The following is a 13,661-nucleotide window of genomic DNA, read 5'->3' as shown; positions in this document are numbered from 1 at the left end:
TGAGGATTGGTCTTGACCAAGGGGTAGCGCCGTCCTATCGTCGCAGGGATAGTGCAGGAACCTTTAATAAACAAAGGCGCGGAACTGCCGCTGGAACACGGCGATTGCAGCGATTGCAGGAGGAGTCAGGGTGGGGACCACGCAGCTCGAATCGGTGCCGGAGCCGAAGTACTGGCACCTCAAGACCGTCCTCAGTGAGGCGCTCGACCGGGACTTCGCCGTGGGCGAGGTGCTGCCCAACGAGCGTGAGCTCGCCGCCCGCTTCGGCGTCGCCCGTGCCACCCTGCGCCAGGCCCTGGAGCAGCTGGAGCTCGAAGGCCGCCTGCAGCGCCGCCGCGGCGTCGGCACCACCGTCGCCCCGCCGCGCGTGGGCGTCGCCGTCGGCAGCACGCAGCACGGCTGGCCCGGCGAGAGCATCGACGGCTGGGACCCCGTGGACGCGGCGGAGGCCGTGCCCGGTGCGGCCGTCCTGCGGCTCCTCGGTACCGCCGCCGGCGAACCGGTCCTCGCGGTGCGCCGGACCCGCATCGAGCAGGGCCAGGTCCTCGCCGCGGAAATGCTCTACGTGCCGGCCGCCTCGGTGCCCGGTCTTTCCGGGATCGACGCCCCGGCCGGTCCGGCGCGCGCCCGCGCCGTCATGCGGGAGCTGCAGCGGCTCGCCCTCGACGGGCAGGACCGCTCGGTGGAGCTCGGCTCGGCCCGCGCCGACGACGCGAAGGAACTGGACCGGCTGCCCGGCGCCCCGGTGCTCCTGGTCACCACCCGCTACTTCACCGCGGCGGGCACGGCGGCCGTCTCGGTGGCCACCTACCGTGCGGACACCTGCCGCCTCACCTTCGGTGACTCCGGCGACGTCCAGATCACGCACGACGCGCGCGTCGCTTCCTGACCCGCATTAGTGGCCGGCCCGCGAGGGCCGGCCGTGTCGGCTCCGGGGGCGATCCGCCAGCCCGGTGACCGTCCCGTCGTGATGCCCTCCTGCTTGGCTCGGCCCCGCTCGGATCCGCCCGGCTTCGGCCTGGCCCGGCTCCGCTCGGCCCGGCTCCGCTCGGCCCGGCTCCGCTCGGCCCGGCTCCGCTCGGCGAGGGATCAGCGGCGGCGGGCCGTGACCGTCTTCTCCACCGCGAAGAGTTCCTCTTCCACGTGGTCCAGGGCCAGCCGCAGCGCTCCCGTGGCCACCGCCGCCTCGCCGAGCATGGACAGGGCGACGCGCGGCGGGCGCAGGCAGTACCGCTCCAGTTCCCGGCGCAGCGGGTCCAGGACCCCGTCCAGGCCGGCCGCCCAGCCGCCGACCACCACCAGCTCCGGATCCATCGCCAGCACCAGCGCCGCCACGTCGTGGACCAGCCGCTGGATGAACCGCTCGACCGCGGCCACCGCGCGCCCGTCCCCGCGCCTGGCCATCGCGAAGACCTCCGTCACGGCCGGCTCGTCCAGCGGGTGCAGGGGTTCGTCGGTGGTCGAGAGCAGCCTCTCCGGGGTGACCTCGCGGCCCAGCAGGTGCAGCGCGCCGATCTCGCCGGCCGCCCCGCCGAAGCCGCGGTGCAGGCGTCCGCCGATCAGGGAGCCCGCGCCGGGGCTGAGCCCGGCCATCACGAAGACCATGTCGTCCGTGTCGCGCGCGGCGCCCTTCCAGTGCTCGGCGACCGCAGCGGCATTCGCGTCGTTCTCCACCTGCACCGGACAGCGGAAGGAACGGCGCAGCCGTTCGCCGAGCGGCAGCCCGGTCCAGCCGGGCAGGGCCGTACCGAGACGCACGGTGCCGTCGGCCTCCACGATTCCGGGGCTGCCCACGCCGACGGCCCGCAGGGAGTCCCGGGGCACCCCGGCCTTGCGCAGCAGATCGGCCACCGCCGTGCGCACCCGCTCCAGGCGCTCGTCGGCCGAAGCGGTCTCGGCGACCTCCTTGGTACCGGCGCCGATCACCCGCCCGTCCAGCCCGGACAGCAGCACGGCGATCCGGTGCGAACCGATCTCCACGCCCAGCAGGTGCCCCGCCTCCGCGCGGAAGCGGAAGCGCCTGGCCGGCCGTCCCTGGCGCCGCGCGCCTTCCTCCGCATCCGCTTCGACCACGAGCCCGGTGCCGATGAGCCCCTCGACGACCCCTTCGACGGTTGGCCGGGAGAGCCCGGTCACCCGCGTGAGATCGGTGAGGGTCGGTGATTCGGCGGCGCGCAGTGCCCGCAGTACGACGGCGGAGTTGATCCGCCGGAGCAGAGAGGGGTCCCCGCCGGTCAGCTGCCCCAACGTGTGTCCTCCCAGCTAGCGAGCTTGTCAGGCGGATCGTACTGCGGACCCGGTGCGACGGCGAGAAGCAGCCCCCCATCGGCCGGAATCAGCCCCTCCTCCAGCCTCCGCCACCACAGCTCCCGCCGGTCAGGCGGGGGACACGAACCCCGACTCGTACGCGGTGATCACGGCCTGGGTCCGGTCGCGTGCGCCGATCTTCCCCAGGATCGCGCTCACGTGGGACTTCACCGTCTCCGTCCCGACGATCAGCTCGCGGGCGATCTCGATGTTGGTCAGTCCCTTCGCCATCAGCCGCAGTACGGCCTCCTCCCGCTCGGTCAGCGCGGCCCGCTCCAGCACGGTCCGGGCCTGCCGGTTTCCGTACTCGGCGGCGAGCGCGCGCACCGCCGCGGGGAAGAGCAGCGTCTCCCCTTCCGCGACCAGCCGTACCGCGTGCACGATCTCCGACGGCCGGGCCCTCTTCAGGAGGAACCCGTCCGCGCCCGCCCGCAGTGCCTGGTAGACGTACTCGTCGTTCTCGAAGGTGGTGACCACGAGGATCTTCGGCGGGGAGTCCACGGACCGCAGGACCGCCCGGGTCGCCTCGATCCCGTCGAGCAGAGGCATCCGGACATCCATCGCGACGACATCCGGTCGCAGCTGCCGTACGAGCGGGACCACGGAGGCGCCGTCGGCGGCCTCGCCGACCACCTCGATGTCGGGCTGGGCATCCAGGACGGCGCGCAGACCCGCGCGCACCAGGGGTTCGTCGTCGACGAGCAGTACGGTAACCGGCATCCGGTCAGCGTATTCGCTCCAGCGGAAGCCGTGCGCGCACCCTCCAACCGCCCTTGTGCAGCCCGGTGTCGACCTCCCCGCCGAGCAGTGCGGCCCGTTCCCGTATGCCGCGCAGTCCGCTTCCGCTGCCGGCCATGACGGTCGGCCGCTCCGGCAGCGGATTGGTGACCTCCAGGTCCAGCCGGTCGGCGACCATGCCGATCCGTACCCGTACCGGCACGGGACCGCAGTGCCTCAGCACATTGGTGAGGGCCTCCTGAAGGATCCGGTACCCCTCCTGGGTGACCGGTCCCGGCAACTGGTCCAGAGGTCCCGTGAGTTGTGCGTCGACGGTGGCGCCGGAGGCGCGCGCCGACTCCAGCAGCCGGTCGGCCTCCGCCAGGGTCGGGCGCTGGGAAGGCCGCTGACCGGACTCCCGCAGGACGAGCAGCACCCGTTCCAGGTCTTCCAGCGCGGCCCGACCCGTCTCCTCGATCGCGTTCAGGGCGCGGGCGGTGAACTCGGGGTCGCCCGCGGCCCGGGCGGCGCCCGCCTGCACGACCGCTACGGTCAGCGCGTGGCCGATCGAGTCGTGCAGCTCCCGCGCGATGCGGGTGCGCTCCAGCAACTGCTCGGTACGCGCCTCCAGCGCCGTGAGCCGCTCCGCCGCCGAGGGGCCCAGCAGCCGGCGGGCTATCGCGGTGATCAGGTCGCCGAGCAGGACCACGATGACGAGCAGCAGGACCAGCGGCACCGGAGCCAGCAGCCACGCGGCCCAGGGCGGGGGAGTGAACAGCAGCACGTTGTCCTTGGTGACCGTCCTCCCGAGCCCCGTCGTGATCAGTTCGACCGTCAGCACCGGCAGCCACACCGTGGAGAACAGGGCGGCCATCGAGACCACGAGCCGGATCTCCAGCCACAGCAGCGTGCGCCAGCGGTCGCTCCACCGCTTGGACGCGACGGTGCTGAAGCTGCTCTCCTCCTCACCCCGGGAGTCGCGGTCGCGCGGCGTGAGCAGGAACTGGGCCTGGAGGCCCTCCGCCAGGCGCATCCAGGGCAGCAGCCCCAGCGGAACGACTATCAGCAACGGTACCCACGGAGCCTCGGGCCCTATGAACATCCACACGGCCAGCATGAGCACGGGCACGCACAGGTGCACCCAGCGCGAGTAGGTCACCGGTCGGAGCGCGGCGCGGAACAGTCGGTACATGCCCTCATCGTGGCAGGTCGCGGCTTCGTGGCGTCTCCCCCACGTGGGGGAGACGCCACCCTCGCTTGGGGGAGGAAGAGGGGTGGGTCGCACGGCGAACCTTGAGACATGAACAGCATCGAGATCCGAGAACTGACCAAGGAGTTCGGCCGTACCCGGGCCGTGGACCACCTCACCTTCGACGTCATGCCCGGTCGCGTCACCGGGTTCCTGGGGCCCAACGGCGCCGGGAAGTCCACCACGATGCGGTTGCTGCTGGGCCTGGACCGGATCACTTCCGGGACGGCCACCATCGGCGGCCGGCGGTTCACCGACCTTCCCGACCCCCTCCACCAAGTGGGCGCCCTGCTCGACGCGCAGTCGGCGCACGGCGGCCGGACCGCCAGGGACCACCTCCGCTTCCTCGCCGCGGCCAACCGTGTCCCGATGAGCCGGGTGGAGGCGGTCCTCGAGCAGTCGGGAATCGCCGCGGCGGCCAAGCGGCGGATCAAGACCTTCTCCCTGGGGATGCGCCAGCGCCTGGGCATAGCGGCGGCCCTGCTCGCAGACCCCGGCGTGCTGCTGCTGGACGAGCCCACCAACGGCCTCGACCCCGAAGGCATCATCTGGATCCGCGAGCTCATGCGGGACCTGGCCGCCGAGGGCCGCACGGTGCTCGTCTCCAGTCACCTGATGACGGAGACCGCCGCCCTCGCCGACCACTTGGTGGTGCTCGGGCAGGGCCGCCTGCTCGCCGACACCCCGATGGAGGACTTCATCGAGGCCCGCAGCACCCCGAGGGTACGACTGCGCACCACCGACCCGGTCCGGCTCCGGGCGGCCCTCGCCCGGGAGGACTTCGAGCTGGTCACCGCCCAGGACGGGCGGTGGACCGTGGAGGGCATACAGGCCGAGCGGCTCGGGGTCCTGGCCGCCGGCGAAGGCATACCGATGCTGGAACTGGTCGACGAGCGGGCCTCGCTGGAGGAGGCCTACCTCGATCTCACCGCCGAACACGCCCAGTTCGCCGCCACCCGCTGACCCGTCACTTCCAAGGAGGCTCCTTCATGAGCACCGCTCTGCCCACCGCCCCCGTCCTGCACTCGGAATGGATCAAGATACGTTCCCTGCGCGGCACTTTCGGAGCCCTGATAGCGGTCTTCGCCGCCACCGTGGGAATCCAGGTGCTGGCGGCCGCGCTGATCGGCCGGACGGAGGCCGGCAGCATGGGAGAGGATCCGCTCCTCGCGGCCTTCTACGGGATCAACTTCGGCCAGGTCGCGGCCTTCGCCTTCGGCGCCACCGCGCTGTCCGGCGAATTCCGCAATGGAGCCCTGCGCACCTCGCTGACCGCGGTCCCCAACCGGGCACGGTTCTACCTGTCGAAGATGGCCGTGGTGGGCGGACTGGCCTTCCTGGCCGGACAGCTCGCCGGATTCGCGACGTTCCTCGGCGGTCAGGTGTTCATGGGCTCCTACGCCCTCGACCTGGGCAGCCCGGGAACCTACCGTGCGATCTTCGGCTGCGGCATGTACCTCACGCTGATGGCCCTGCTGGCAGCCGGGCTGACGGCCGTACTGCGCAGTGCGACGATCACCCTCAGCCTGCTCATACCGTTCGTGCTGATGGTGTCCTTCGTCCTGGGCGCGGCTTCCGATGGTGTCGCCCGGTACCTTCCGGACCGCGCGGGCCAGATGATGATGCGCCTCGACACGTCGAGCGGCCTCGCCCCCTGGACCGGTCTCGGGGTCCTGGCCCTGTGGGCCCTGCTCGCGGTGGCCGCCGGATGGGTGTCCATACGACGCCGGGACGCGTGACACCGGGCCGCCGGAAGCCCTTCCGGCGGGGCGGACAAACATGGTGGACCGTGTGGCGGTGAACTTCGCCCTCACCCACCCGGGCCGGGTGCGGTCCCTGACCCTACTGGCCCCGCCGTGGCCCGGCTATGACTGGTCGGCGGACATGGTGGCGTACGACGAGGCCGAAACGGCGGCCCTGGCCGCGGGCGACATCGACACCGCGGTCCGCGTGAATCTGGACATGTGGCTGCGCGGACCGTCCCGCGGCTGGGAAGACGTGGCCGCCGGGCTGGCCGAACGACTCCGCACCCCGGTACGGACGTCGCTGGTGAACCAGGACACCGTCGGGGAACACTCCCGAGGCCGCGCAGAGGGTGACATCGCCACGATCGCCGTTCCCACCCTGGTCGGAATCGGTCTCCTCGACGTCGCCGACTTCCAGGACATCGCCCGCCGGTACGCCACCGGGATCCCCGGCGCCACCCTGGTCGAGTTCCCCGCCGCGGCCCACCTCATCGCACTGGACGCACCGGCCGAACTCGCCGCGGCACTCCGCCCGTTCCTCGCCCGCTGACGGGGCACGGGCGGAGGTCCGGACCTTCTAGAGGCGAGTGCCTCCGCTGGCGTCGATGATCTGGCCGGTCACCCAGCGGCTGTCGTCCGAGGCCAGGAAGGAGACCACGTCCGCGATGTCCTGTGGTGTTCCCACCCTGCCGAACGCCGATTTGGCGGCGGTCTCCCGCCAGGCCTCCTCGTCGAAGCGGAGCCAGCTCGCGTTGGAGTCGGTGTCGATGTAGCCGGGGGCCACCGAGTTCACGGTGATGTTCCTGGCCGCGAGGACCTTGGACAGGATCAGCGTGAAGGTGTCGAGCGCGCCTTTCGTCGTGCCGTAGGCGATGACCTCGGTGAGTGCGAGCCGAGTGACCGCGGAGGAAATGTTGATCACCCGCCCGCCGTCGCGGAGCCTGCCGAGGCCCTGCTGGACGATGAAGAACGGCGCCCGTACGTTCACCGCGACCATCTCGTCGAAGTCGGCGCGGGTCGCGTTCTCGAACTCGTCGCGCAGGGCGACCGCGACGTTGTTCACGATGATGTCGAGCCCGGTGTCGCCGCTGCCGTCGTACTTCGCCCGCTGTTCGTCGAACCCGTTCCAGAAGCGTTCGGTGTCCCCCTCCGTGCCGAGCTTCGCACCGAAGGCGAACGCCCGGCCGCCGCCGTCGATGATGGCGTCGACGGCCTCGGCGGCGGCCTGCTGGCTCTCGGAGTAGTGGATGCCCACCAACGCGCCGTCCGCAGCGAGCTGTTCGGCTATCCCGCGCCCTATGCTGCGGCTGCTGCCCGTGACCACCGCGGTCTTGCCTGTCAGTCTGTCCACTGTCCTGGGCCCCTCAAGAGTCTGTTCCGCTGGATGGAACTCGATGGACGACTCGAGGGTAGGGAAGGCGTATTCCGGCGAGCACTCCGTTTCTTGCGGCCCTTGTGGAACGGCGCGGTCCGCCTTGGATCTCCGGTGGGGCGGGCTGTCGCTAGTGCCTGTGCCGGATGGCATGGACCAGGCCGGCGACGAGGTTCGCCCGCTCGGGCATGGCTTCGATCACAAGGTACTCGTGGTCCGCGTGGGCGCCGCCGCCGACGGCTCCGAGGCCGTCGAGGGTCGGTACGCCCAGGGCTGCCGTGAAGTTGCCGTCGCTTCCGCCGCCGACCGCCTTGCCTTCGAGGCCGGGGAGCAGCCGCTCGGCCAGCGCGAAGAGTTCGGACGAGGCGGACTCGGGCATCGGAGGGCGGCCGACGGATCCCTGTACCGCGATCTTCGCCTCGTCGAGGTGCGGGGACAGGGCCGCGAACGCCGATTCGATGCGCTCCTTCTCGTCCGCCGACTCGACCCGGACGTCGACGACGAGGGTCGCCTCGGCGGGGACCACATTGTCCAGGGTTCCCGCGGCCGCGACGGTCGGGGTGACGGTCGTGCCGATGTCGGGCCGGGCGAGCGCCGCGATGTCCAGTACCTGGTGGGCCGCTTCGATCAGGGCATTGACCCCGGCCGCGGGCTCGAGGCCCGCGTGCGAGGCCCGCCCCGCGATGGAGACCTGGAAGGTGCCGCAGCCCTTGCGGCCGGTCTTGAGGGCACCGCCGTCGGCGGCGCCCTCCATCACGAGTACGGCGCCGCAGGCCAGGGCCCGTTCCTCGATGAGGGGCCGGGAGGAGTGCGAGCCGACCTCCTCGTCGGCCGTCACCAGGATCTCGACCCCCGACAGGTCGGCGAGCGTGGCCAGGCCGTGTACGGCTTGCACCAGACCGCCGAGCATGTCGAAGACGCCGGGGCCGGTCGCGTGGCCGTCCTCGACCTTGAACGGGCGGCGTTCGAGGGTGCCGAGCGGGAACACCGTGTCGTGGTGGCCGAGGACCAGCACCCGGGGAACGCCGCCGGCCGACCAGTGGACGTGCGGACCGGCTTCGCTCTCCACGAGGACGGCCTGACCGCCCAGGCGGCTCTCGATGAAGGCGGCGACGGTCTTGGCCGATGTGGCCAGGGCGTCGAGATCGCGGGAGGGGGACTCGACCTCGACGAGAGTCCTGAGGTCCTCGATCATCGCGTCAACACTCACCGGGACCGCCATGTGCATCTTCATACCGCAAGGGTATCCAGCACGCGCCGGTCCGCCCCGCGCAGATCGCCCGGACAGGGATACGCGGCGCCGCCGCCGGGACCGGGGAAGGCGGGGGAGCCGGCGGCCGCGCGCAGGCGGGCGTACTCCTGGGCCATGGACTCGGCGGTCCAGTGGGCGTTGAGGCCGCTGGGGTTGGGGAGCGCCCAGATCCGTGTGGAGCCGATGGTGCGCTCCTGCGGGCCGATCTGCGCCTTCCGCTCGCCGAAGGCGGTGCGGTAGGCGGTGACTCCAACCACGGCCAGCCACTGGGGGCTTAGCCGTTCGACCTTGGCCGTCAGGAGGCGTCCGCCCTCGCGGAACTCCTCGGCGCTCAGCTCGTCGGCGCGGGCGGTGGCGCGGGCCACCACGTTGGTGATGCCGAGGCGGTAGGAGAGGAGTTCCTCCTGCTCGGCCGGGGCCAACCGGCGCGGGGTGAAACCCGACAGGTGCAGGACCGGCCAGAAGCGGTTGCCGGGGCGGGCGAAGTGGTGGCCCGTCGCGGCGGAGAGCAGGCCCGGGTTGATCCCGCAGAAGAGCACGCGCAGACCGCCCGCGACCACGTCCGGGAGGACGCGGTCGCGGGCGGCGTTCAGCTCGTCGGGGGTCAGAGGATCGACCCGGGGGCGTAGCCGGCGGCCTCCGGGTGCTCCTTGGTGATCTCCTCGATGCGCGAGACCACCGCGGCGACCTGGTCGCCGGCGGCACCGGTGAAGGACAGCTTGTCGGCCATCAGGGCGTCGAGCTGGGCCCGGTCCAGCGGCATCCGCTCGTCGGCGGCCAGCTTCTCCAGCAGCTCGTTGCGCTCGGCGCCCTGCTCGCGCATGGCGAGGGCGGAGGCCACCGCGTGCTCCTTGATGACCTCGTGGGCGGCCTCGCGGCCCACCCCCGCCCGCACGGCGCCCATGAGGACCTTCGTGGTGGCGAGGAAGGGGAGGTAGCGGTCCAGCTCGCGGGCCACGACGGCCGGGAAGGCGCCGAACTCGTCGAGGACCGTCAGGAAGGTCTCCATCAGGCCGTCGAGCGCGAAGAACGCGTCGGGCAGGGCGACCCGGCGGACCACGGAGCAGGAGACGTCGCCCTCGTTCCACTGGTCGCCGGCCAGCTCGCCGGTCATCGACGCGTAGCCGCGCAGGATGACCATCAGGCCGTTCACGCGCTCGCAGGAGCGGGTGTTCATCTTGTGCGGCATCGCGGAGGAGCCGACCTGGCCGGGCTTGAAGCCCTCGGTGACCAGCTCGTGGCCGGCCATCAGGCGGATCGTCTTGGCGATCGAGGACGGGGCGGCGGCCAGCTGCACCAGGGCGGTGACCACGTCGTAGTCGAGCGAGCGCGGGTAGACCTGGCCGACGGAGGTGAAGGCCTGGCCGAAGCCGAGGTGGGCGGCGATCCGCTGCTCCAGGTCGGCCAGCTTCGCGGCGTCGCCGCCGAGCAGGTCCAGCATGTCCTGGGAGGTGCCGACCGGGCCCTTGATCCCGCGCAGCGGGTAGCGGGTCAGCAGGTCGTCGAGGCGGCCGTAAGCGACCAGCAGCTCGTCGGCCGCGGTGGCGAAGCGCTTGCCCAGGGTGGTCGCCTGAGCGGCGACGTTGTGGGAGCGGCCGGCCATGACCAGCTCGGCGTGCTCGCCGGCCAGCTTGCCCAGGCGGGCGAGGACGGCGACCGTGCGGTCGCGCGCCAGCTCCAGCGAGAGGCGGATCTGGAGCTGCTCGACGTTCTCGGTGAGGTCGCGCGAGGTCATGCCCTTGTGGACGTGCTCGTGGCCGGCGAGGGCGTTGAACTCCTCGATGCGGGCCTTCACGTCGTGCCGGGTGACCTTCTCGCGCTCCGCGATGGAGGCGAGGTCGACGGTCTCCAGGACGCGCTCGTAGTCGGCGAGGGCCTCGTCGGGGACCTCGATACCGAGGTCCTTCTGGGCGCGGAGCACGGCGAGCCACAGCCGCCGCTCCAGCGTCACCTTGTACTCGGGGGACCACAGGACGGCGAGCTCCGCGGAGGCGTAGCGGCCGGCCAGGACATTGGGGATGCGGGGCTTGGCAGTCACGTGGAGGGAGTTTACATTCCTTCCGTGGAGGACCGCACAATTCCGTGGTGACCATGAAATCGCAGGTCACGGGCCTCACAGGCCGCGCTGAGTGTGTGGGTCTGTGAGACGAGTGTGAGACGTCCGTCGTAGCAACAAACGAAGGCCCCGCCGGCTGTCCGGCGGGGCCTTCTCTTCGTTGGGGGCGGGGTCAGTCGAGGTTGTATTCGGCGGACAGTGCGCGCTGCGGGCCCAGGTAGTCGACGGCATATTCCGTGGGCTCCCCGTCCTGATCCCAGTAGTGGTTGGTCATGACGAGCGTCGGGGCTCCGGGCGCTACGTCGAGGAGCGCGGCTACGTCTGCAGGTGCCGGCCGCAGAGTCACGGTGTCGCGACGCCGGACGGCGCGGCGGCCAGTGCGGTCCTCGATCAGGCCGAAGGTCATTTTGGGCAAGGGCTCCGCAGCGAGGAACTCTGGGGCAGCCTCGGCGATAGCGGCAGACACCCACGTGGCGGAGACTGCGGCGACGCCGTTGTCGTCGACGTAGCGGCGGCGGCGCATGGCGACCTGGTCGTCCGCGTCGAGGCCCAGCGCATCGGCCACCTCCTGCCCGGCCTGCTGCATCTCGCAGGTGAGGATCTCGACGCGCTCGTTATCGCGCAGTCCGGTACCGCCTGACCGGACCAGCTGGAGTCGATCGGCGCCGGCCGTCAGCTTCTTGGGCTGAGACACGATGGTGCCGACTCCAGGCGTGGCCGTTGCCCAGCCCTCGGCGCGGAGCACGCCCGGCACCCGGGCGGCGGTTGCCCGGCTGACGTTCTCATCTCGCATGATGTCGGTCACCGACGGCACGCGGTCGCCGGGCTGCAGCTCACCGCTGCGGATGCGCTCGATGATCTGCTCCGCGATGCGCCGATAGGGCGGCAGTCCTGACAGGTCCCGAACCATACAAACTCTGCCCTTCTAGAATCTTCTGCAATGGTTGTTGACTCTGGGAGTCTTCTAGAACATCCTAGTCCTACGCCAAGCCGCAGAACAGGGCGAGGTGGGCCAACCATGCAAAAGGCCCCGACGGGGTGTCTCGGTGCTACCAACACCGAGTCCGTCGAGGCCGCGCATCGAGCCTTGGAGAAAACCAGATGCAGGAGAACTCTACCCCCGTGCGCCCTGGTGGCGCGGCCCTCAAGGTCAAGGACGTGGCCGTCGCACTCGGCGTCGACACCTCCACCGTCTACGCCGCCGTCCGGACGGGCCTGATCGGCTCGTACCGCGTCGGCGCTGGTCGCGGCACCTACCGCATCCCCCGCTCCGCCCTCAAGGCCTACGCCGACGAGCGCGGCATCCCGGCGAGCGAGTTGGCGGTGGCGCTGTGACCGCGATGCCCGCAGAGCTGCCGAGCACACTCCGTCCCGAGCCGAAGCTCGCCGCGGTCCCCGTCCAGCCGACGGCAACGACCCGCGAGACCCTCCCCGCCGCCCCGCCGGCCCGCACGTGGTCGTTCCTCGACCGCACAACCGGCAACCTGCGGGAGGTCACCTGCCTGCAGGGCTGCACCGCCGACCACAAGCAGGACCGCGAGACGCCGATCCACCCCGAGGACGTCTGGTGCGCCACCAGCAGCACCGACGTGTACCTGCCCGTCTCCGAGGGCGCGAACAGGGTCGAGGAGTTCCGGGTCCTGGGTGTGTTCATTCGGCAGGAGCCGTTCTCCCGTCACCTGCACGAGCGCGTGCCGCACGCCCAGGTCGAGATCGTCGACGACCACTGGATGGAGAGCCTTGACCCGGACGGGCTGGCCACGGTCATCCTGACGCTCGAGGCCCAGCTTGCCAGGTTCCGCGACGTACACGCCCAGCTGGTTGAGCTGCGCGAGCAGGGCCGGGTGCAGCTGTGAACGCGCCCTACAGCATCACGATCCAGACGAAGGACCACGGGCCGGTCGTCCTGCCCGAGCCGTCCTGGTGCGCTGGTGGCCACCGCGATGGCGTGTGCCGGGCCGACATCCACCACGAGGGCACGGAGCACGCCGCGACCGTGGACATCCCCGGCACGGAGCCGGTCCGGTTCCTGACGGCGTTCCTGTCGCAGTATCCGTTCGCCGAGCACAGCAGCCGACGCATCACCGTGGCCGTCGAGATCGAAGGCGAGCACCACGAGTTCGACCCCGCCGGCCTCGGCGACCTCGCGGCGACCATCACCGCGCACGCCCTGTACGGGCTGCTGCCGCTGCGGGCGCGCCTGCAGTCGCTGCAGGACGGTGGCGCGTGATGGGGGCCGCGACGAGCGCCTGCGACTGGTGCGGGCAGGGCGGCCACGATCCCATCGAGCCGCAGGACGGCGAGTGACCTCCCACTGGCCGATCCGCCGGCCGACGGAGAACGCCGCGCTGCGTTCCCTCGACCGGCGGTCCCGGCCCCTCCCCGAGATTCCGGCCCTGATGGCCGCCCTGATCATCGCGAACCGTGCCGCTGACCGGCACGGCGCCAACCTGGCCGCCCACCGCGTGGTGCGCGTAGCCGAAGGAGTCTCCGAATGAGCATCCCCAACGCCCTCGACGTGATCGTGATCCTCGCGGTCCTCGTGATCGTGGTTGACCTCCTGGTGGACGTGGCTCGCCGCCGCGGTGGCCATTTCAAGTGCATGGAATGCGGCCTCGAGATCCGTTACCGCGGCATCAGCGAGGAGCGCAAGTACCGCCTGCAGCAGCAGATGACCTCCCACGTTCAGACCCACACGCAGGCAGGTGTCTCCGAATGAGCGCCGCAGCCTGGGCGCCTGGCGTCATCGCCCGCTACCTGACCAAGGCCGCCGAGATCACCGGCGACCACGAGGCCACCGTCGACGTCAGCCAGGACCGCGACCGGACCACGGCGACCTGCCGGGGCTGCGGGCGGGACATCTCCGTCTGCCTCAACTACATGACCGAGGGCGCCAAGCGCGACGCCCAGAAGCACGCCGAGACCTGCCGCGCGATGCCGCGCCCCGAAGGGAGCCAGTGACC

Annotated in this window: 18 protein-coding genes; 10 read left to right on the top strand and 8 right to left on the bottom strand. The window is 71.3% G+C overall.

Features of this window, described 5'->3' with window-relative positions:
* The first annotated feature begins 130 nt into the window (after nt 1-130).
* Complete coding sequence (locus tag OHU74_RS05075; RefSeq protein ID WP_371614789.1) at nt 131-889, top strand: GntR family transcriptional regulator; 759 nt, start codon at nt 131-133, stop codon at nt 887-889.
* A 200-nt stretch (nt 890-1,089) separates the two neighbouring features.
* Here the strand turns inward: OHU74_RS05075 and OHU74_RS05070 are convergent, their stop codons facing one another.
* The 3 genes from OHU74_RS05070 to OHU74_RS05060 all read right to left on the bottom strand — a co-directional run bounded on the left by OHU74_RS05070 (nt 1,090) and on the right by OHU74_RS05060 (nt 4,216).
* Nucleotides 1,090-2,247, bottom strand: a complete 1,158-nt coding sequence (locus OHU74_RS05070) for an ROK family transcriptional regulator (RefSeq protein ID WP_371614788.1) — start codon at nt 2,245-2,247, stop codon at nt 1,090-1,092.
* A 129-nt stretch (nt 2,248-2,376) separates the two neighbouring features.
* Nucleotides 2,377-3,027, bottom strand: a complete 651-nt coding sequence (locus tag OHU74_RS05065; RefSeq protein ID WP_330295197.1) for a response regulator transcription factor — start codon at nt 3,025-3,027, stop codon at nt 2,377-2,379.
* Between the two features lie 4 nt (nt 3,028-3,031).
* Nucleotides 3,032-4,216, bottom strand: a complete 1,185-nt coding sequence (locus OHU74_RS05060; protein ID WP_371614787.1) for a sensor histidine kinase — start codon at nt 4,214-4,216, stop codon at nt 3,032-3,034.
* A gap of 108 nt (nt 4,217-4,324) precedes the next feature.
* On the opposite strand from OHU74_RS05060, the gene OHU74_RS05055 reads away from it, so the two are divergent.
* From OHU74_RS05055 to OHU74_RS05045, 3 genes are read left to right on the top strand one after another with little or no spacing between them, the layout of a single operon-like run.
* Nucleotides 4,325-5,236, top strand: a complete 912-nt coding sequence (locus tag OHU74_RS05055; RefSeq protein ID WP_371614786.1) for an ABC transporter ATP-binding protein — start codon at nt 4,325-4,327, stop codon at nt 5,234-5,236.
* 26 nt (nt 5,237-5,262) lie between these two features.
* Nucleotides 5,263-6,012, top strand: coding sequence for an ABC transporter permease (locus OHU74_RS05050; RefSeq protein WP_371614785.1), 750 nt, complete (start codon nt 5,263-5,265; stop codon nt 6,010-6,012).
* 40 nt (nt 6,013-6,052) lie between these two features.
* A complete protein-coding gene (locus OHU74_RS05045) occupies nt 6,053-6,568 on the top strand; it encodes an alpha/beta fold hydrolase (protein ID WP_371614784.1) in 516 nt (171 codons plus the stop codon).
* Nucleotides 6,569-6,595: 27 nt separating this feature from the next.
* Here the strand turns inward: OHU74_RS05045 and OHU74_RS05040 are convergent, their stop codons facing one another.
* The 5 genes from OHU74_RS05040 to OHU74_RS05020 form a co-directional block, all read right to left on the bottom strand.
* Entirely contained in the window at nt 6,596-7,369 is a 774-nt protein-coding gene (locus OHU74_RS05040) for an SDR family oxidoreductase (RefSeq protein WP_371614783.1), read from the bottom strand.
* Between the two features lie 151 nt (nt 7,370-7,520).
* A complete protein-coding gene (locus tag OHU74_RS05035; RefSeq protein ID WP_371614782.1) occupies nt 7,521-8,624 on the bottom strand; it encodes a M20 family metallopeptidase in 1,104 nt (367 codons plus the stop codon).
* Nucleotides 8,621-9,250, bottom strand: coding sequence for a G/U mismatch-specific DNA glycosylase (mug, locus tag OHU74_RS05030; protein WP_371619570.1), 630 nt, complete (start codon nt 9,248-9,250; stop codon nt 8,621-8,623). The genes OHU74_RS05035 and mug overlap by 4 nt, the downstream gene beginning before the upstream one ends.
* Nucleotides 9,247-10,680 carry an adenylosuccinate lyase gene (purB, locus tag OHU74_RS05025; protein ID WP_371614781.1) on the bottom strand — a complete coding sequence of 478 codons (1,434 nt, stop codon included), beginning with the start codon at nt 10,678-10,680 and terminating at the stop codon, nt 9,247-9,249. Before purB ends, mug begins: the two co-directional genes overlap by 4 nt.
* A gap of 190 nt (nt 10,681-10,870) precedes the next feature.
* Nucleotides 10,871-11,608 (bottom strand): GntR family transcriptional regulator, encoded by a 738-nt coding sequence (locus OHU74_RS05020; protein ID WP_371614780.1) that lies wholly within the window; start codon nt 11,606-11,608, stop codon nt 10,871-10,873.
* A 191-nt stretch (nt 11,609-11,799) separates the two neighbouring features.
* Here OHU74_RS05020 and OHU74_RS05015 point away from each other — a divergent pair, with 191 nt between their 5' ends.
* From OHU74_RS05015 to OHU74_RS04990, 6 genes are all read left to right on the top strand, one after another.
* Nucleotides 11,800-12,033, top strand: coding sequence for a helix-turn-helix domain-containing protein (locus OHU74_RS05015; protein WP_371614779.1), 234 nt, complete (start codon nt 11,800-11,802; stop codon nt 12,031-12,033).
* 5 nt (nt 12,034-12,038) lie between these two features.
* Complete coding sequence (locus OHU74_RS05010) at nt 12,039-12,554, top strand: hypothetical protein (protein WP_371614778.1); 516 nt, start codon at nt 12,039-12,041, stop codon at nt 12,552-12,554.
* Nucleotides 12,551-12,928, top strand: coding sequence for a hypothetical protein (locus OHU74_RS05005; RefSeq protein ID WP_371614777.1), 378 nt, complete (start codon nt 12,551-12,553; stop codon nt 12,926-12,928). The genes OHU74_RS05010 and OHU74_RS05005 overlap by 4 nt, the downstream gene beginning before the upstream one ends.
* Nucleotides 12,929-13,001: 73 nt before the next feature.
* Nucleotides 13,002-13,196: a hypothetical protein gene (locus OHU74_RS05000; RefSeq protein WP_371614776.1), complete on the top strand. Its 195-nt coding sequence runs from the start codon at nt 13,002-13,004 to the stop codon at nt 13,194-13,196.
* Nucleotides 13,193-13,417, top strand: a complete 225-nt coding sequence (locus OHU74_RS04995) for a hypothetical protein (RefSeq protein WP_371614775.1) — start codon at nt 13,193-13,195, stop codon at nt 13,415-13,417. The genes OHU74_RS05000 and OHU74_RS04995 overlap by 4 nt, the downstream gene beginning before the upstream one ends.
* Nucleotides 13,414-13,659, top strand: coding sequence for a hypothetical protein (locus OHU74_RS04990; protein ID WP_371614774.1), 246 nt, complete (start codon nt 13,414-13,416; stop codon nt 13,657-13,659). Before OHU74_RS04995 ends, OHU74_RS04990 begins: the two co-directional genes overlap by 4 nt.
* Nucleotides 13,660-13,661: the final 2 nt, after the last annotated feature.

The organism is Streptomyces sp. NBC_00454, from assembly GCF_041434015.1.
Taxonomy (GTDB): domain Bacteria; phylum Actinomycetota; class Actinomycetes; order Streptomycetales; family Streptomycetaceae; genus Streptomyces.
The sequence above is the reverse complement of the archived record's forward strand: the minus strand, read 5'-3'. Positions and strand labels throughout refer to the sequence as shown.

Bases quoted from the DNA above. Each gene is read 5' to 3' on its own strand.
- OHU74_RS05065 (WP_330295197.1), bottom strand. From the start codon at position 3,027: ATGCCGGTTACCGTACTGCTCGTCGACGACGAACCCCTGGTGCGCGCG.
- OHU74_RS05060 (WP_371614787.1), bottom strand. From the start codon at position 4,216: ATGTACCGACTGTTCCGCGCCGCGCTCCGACCGGTGACCTACTCGCGC.
- OHU74_RS05055 (WP_371614786.1), top strand. From the start codon at position 4,325: ATGAACAGCATCGAGATCCGAGAACTGACCAAGGAGTTCGGCCGTACC.
- OHU74_RS05050 (WP_371614785.1), top strand. From the start codon at position 5,263: ATGAGCACCGCTCTGCCCACCGCCCCCGTCCTGCACTCGGAATGGATC.
- OHU74_RS05045 (WP_371614784.1), top strand. From the start codon at position 6,053: ATGGTGGACCGTGTGGCGGTGAACTTCGCCCTCACCCACCCGGGCCGG.
- OHU74_RS05035 (WP_371614782.1), bottom strand. From the start codon at position 8,624: ATGAAGATGCACATGGCGGTCCCGGTGAGTGTTGACGCGATGATCGAG.
- OHU74_RS05020 (WP_371614780.1), bottom strand. From the start codon at position 11,608: ATGGTTCGGGACCTGTCAGGACTGCCGCCCTATCGGCGCATCGCGGAG.
- OHU74_RS05015 (WP_371614779.1), top strand. From the start codon at position 11,800: ATGCAGGAGAACTCTACCCCCGTGCGCCCTGGTGGCGCGGCCCTCAAG.
- OHU74_RS05010 (WP_371614778.1), top strand. From the start codon at position 12,039: ATGCCCGCAGAGCTGCCGAGCACACTCCGTCCCGAGCCGAAGCTCGCC.
- OHU74_RS04995 (WP_371614775.1), top strand. From the start codon at position 13,193: ATGAGCATCCCCAACGCCCTCGACGTGATCGTGATCCTCGCGGTCCTC.
- OHU74_RS04990 (WP_371614774.1), top strand. From the start codon at position 13,414: ATGAGCGCCGCAGCCTGGGCGCCTGGCGTCATCGCCCGCTACCTGACC.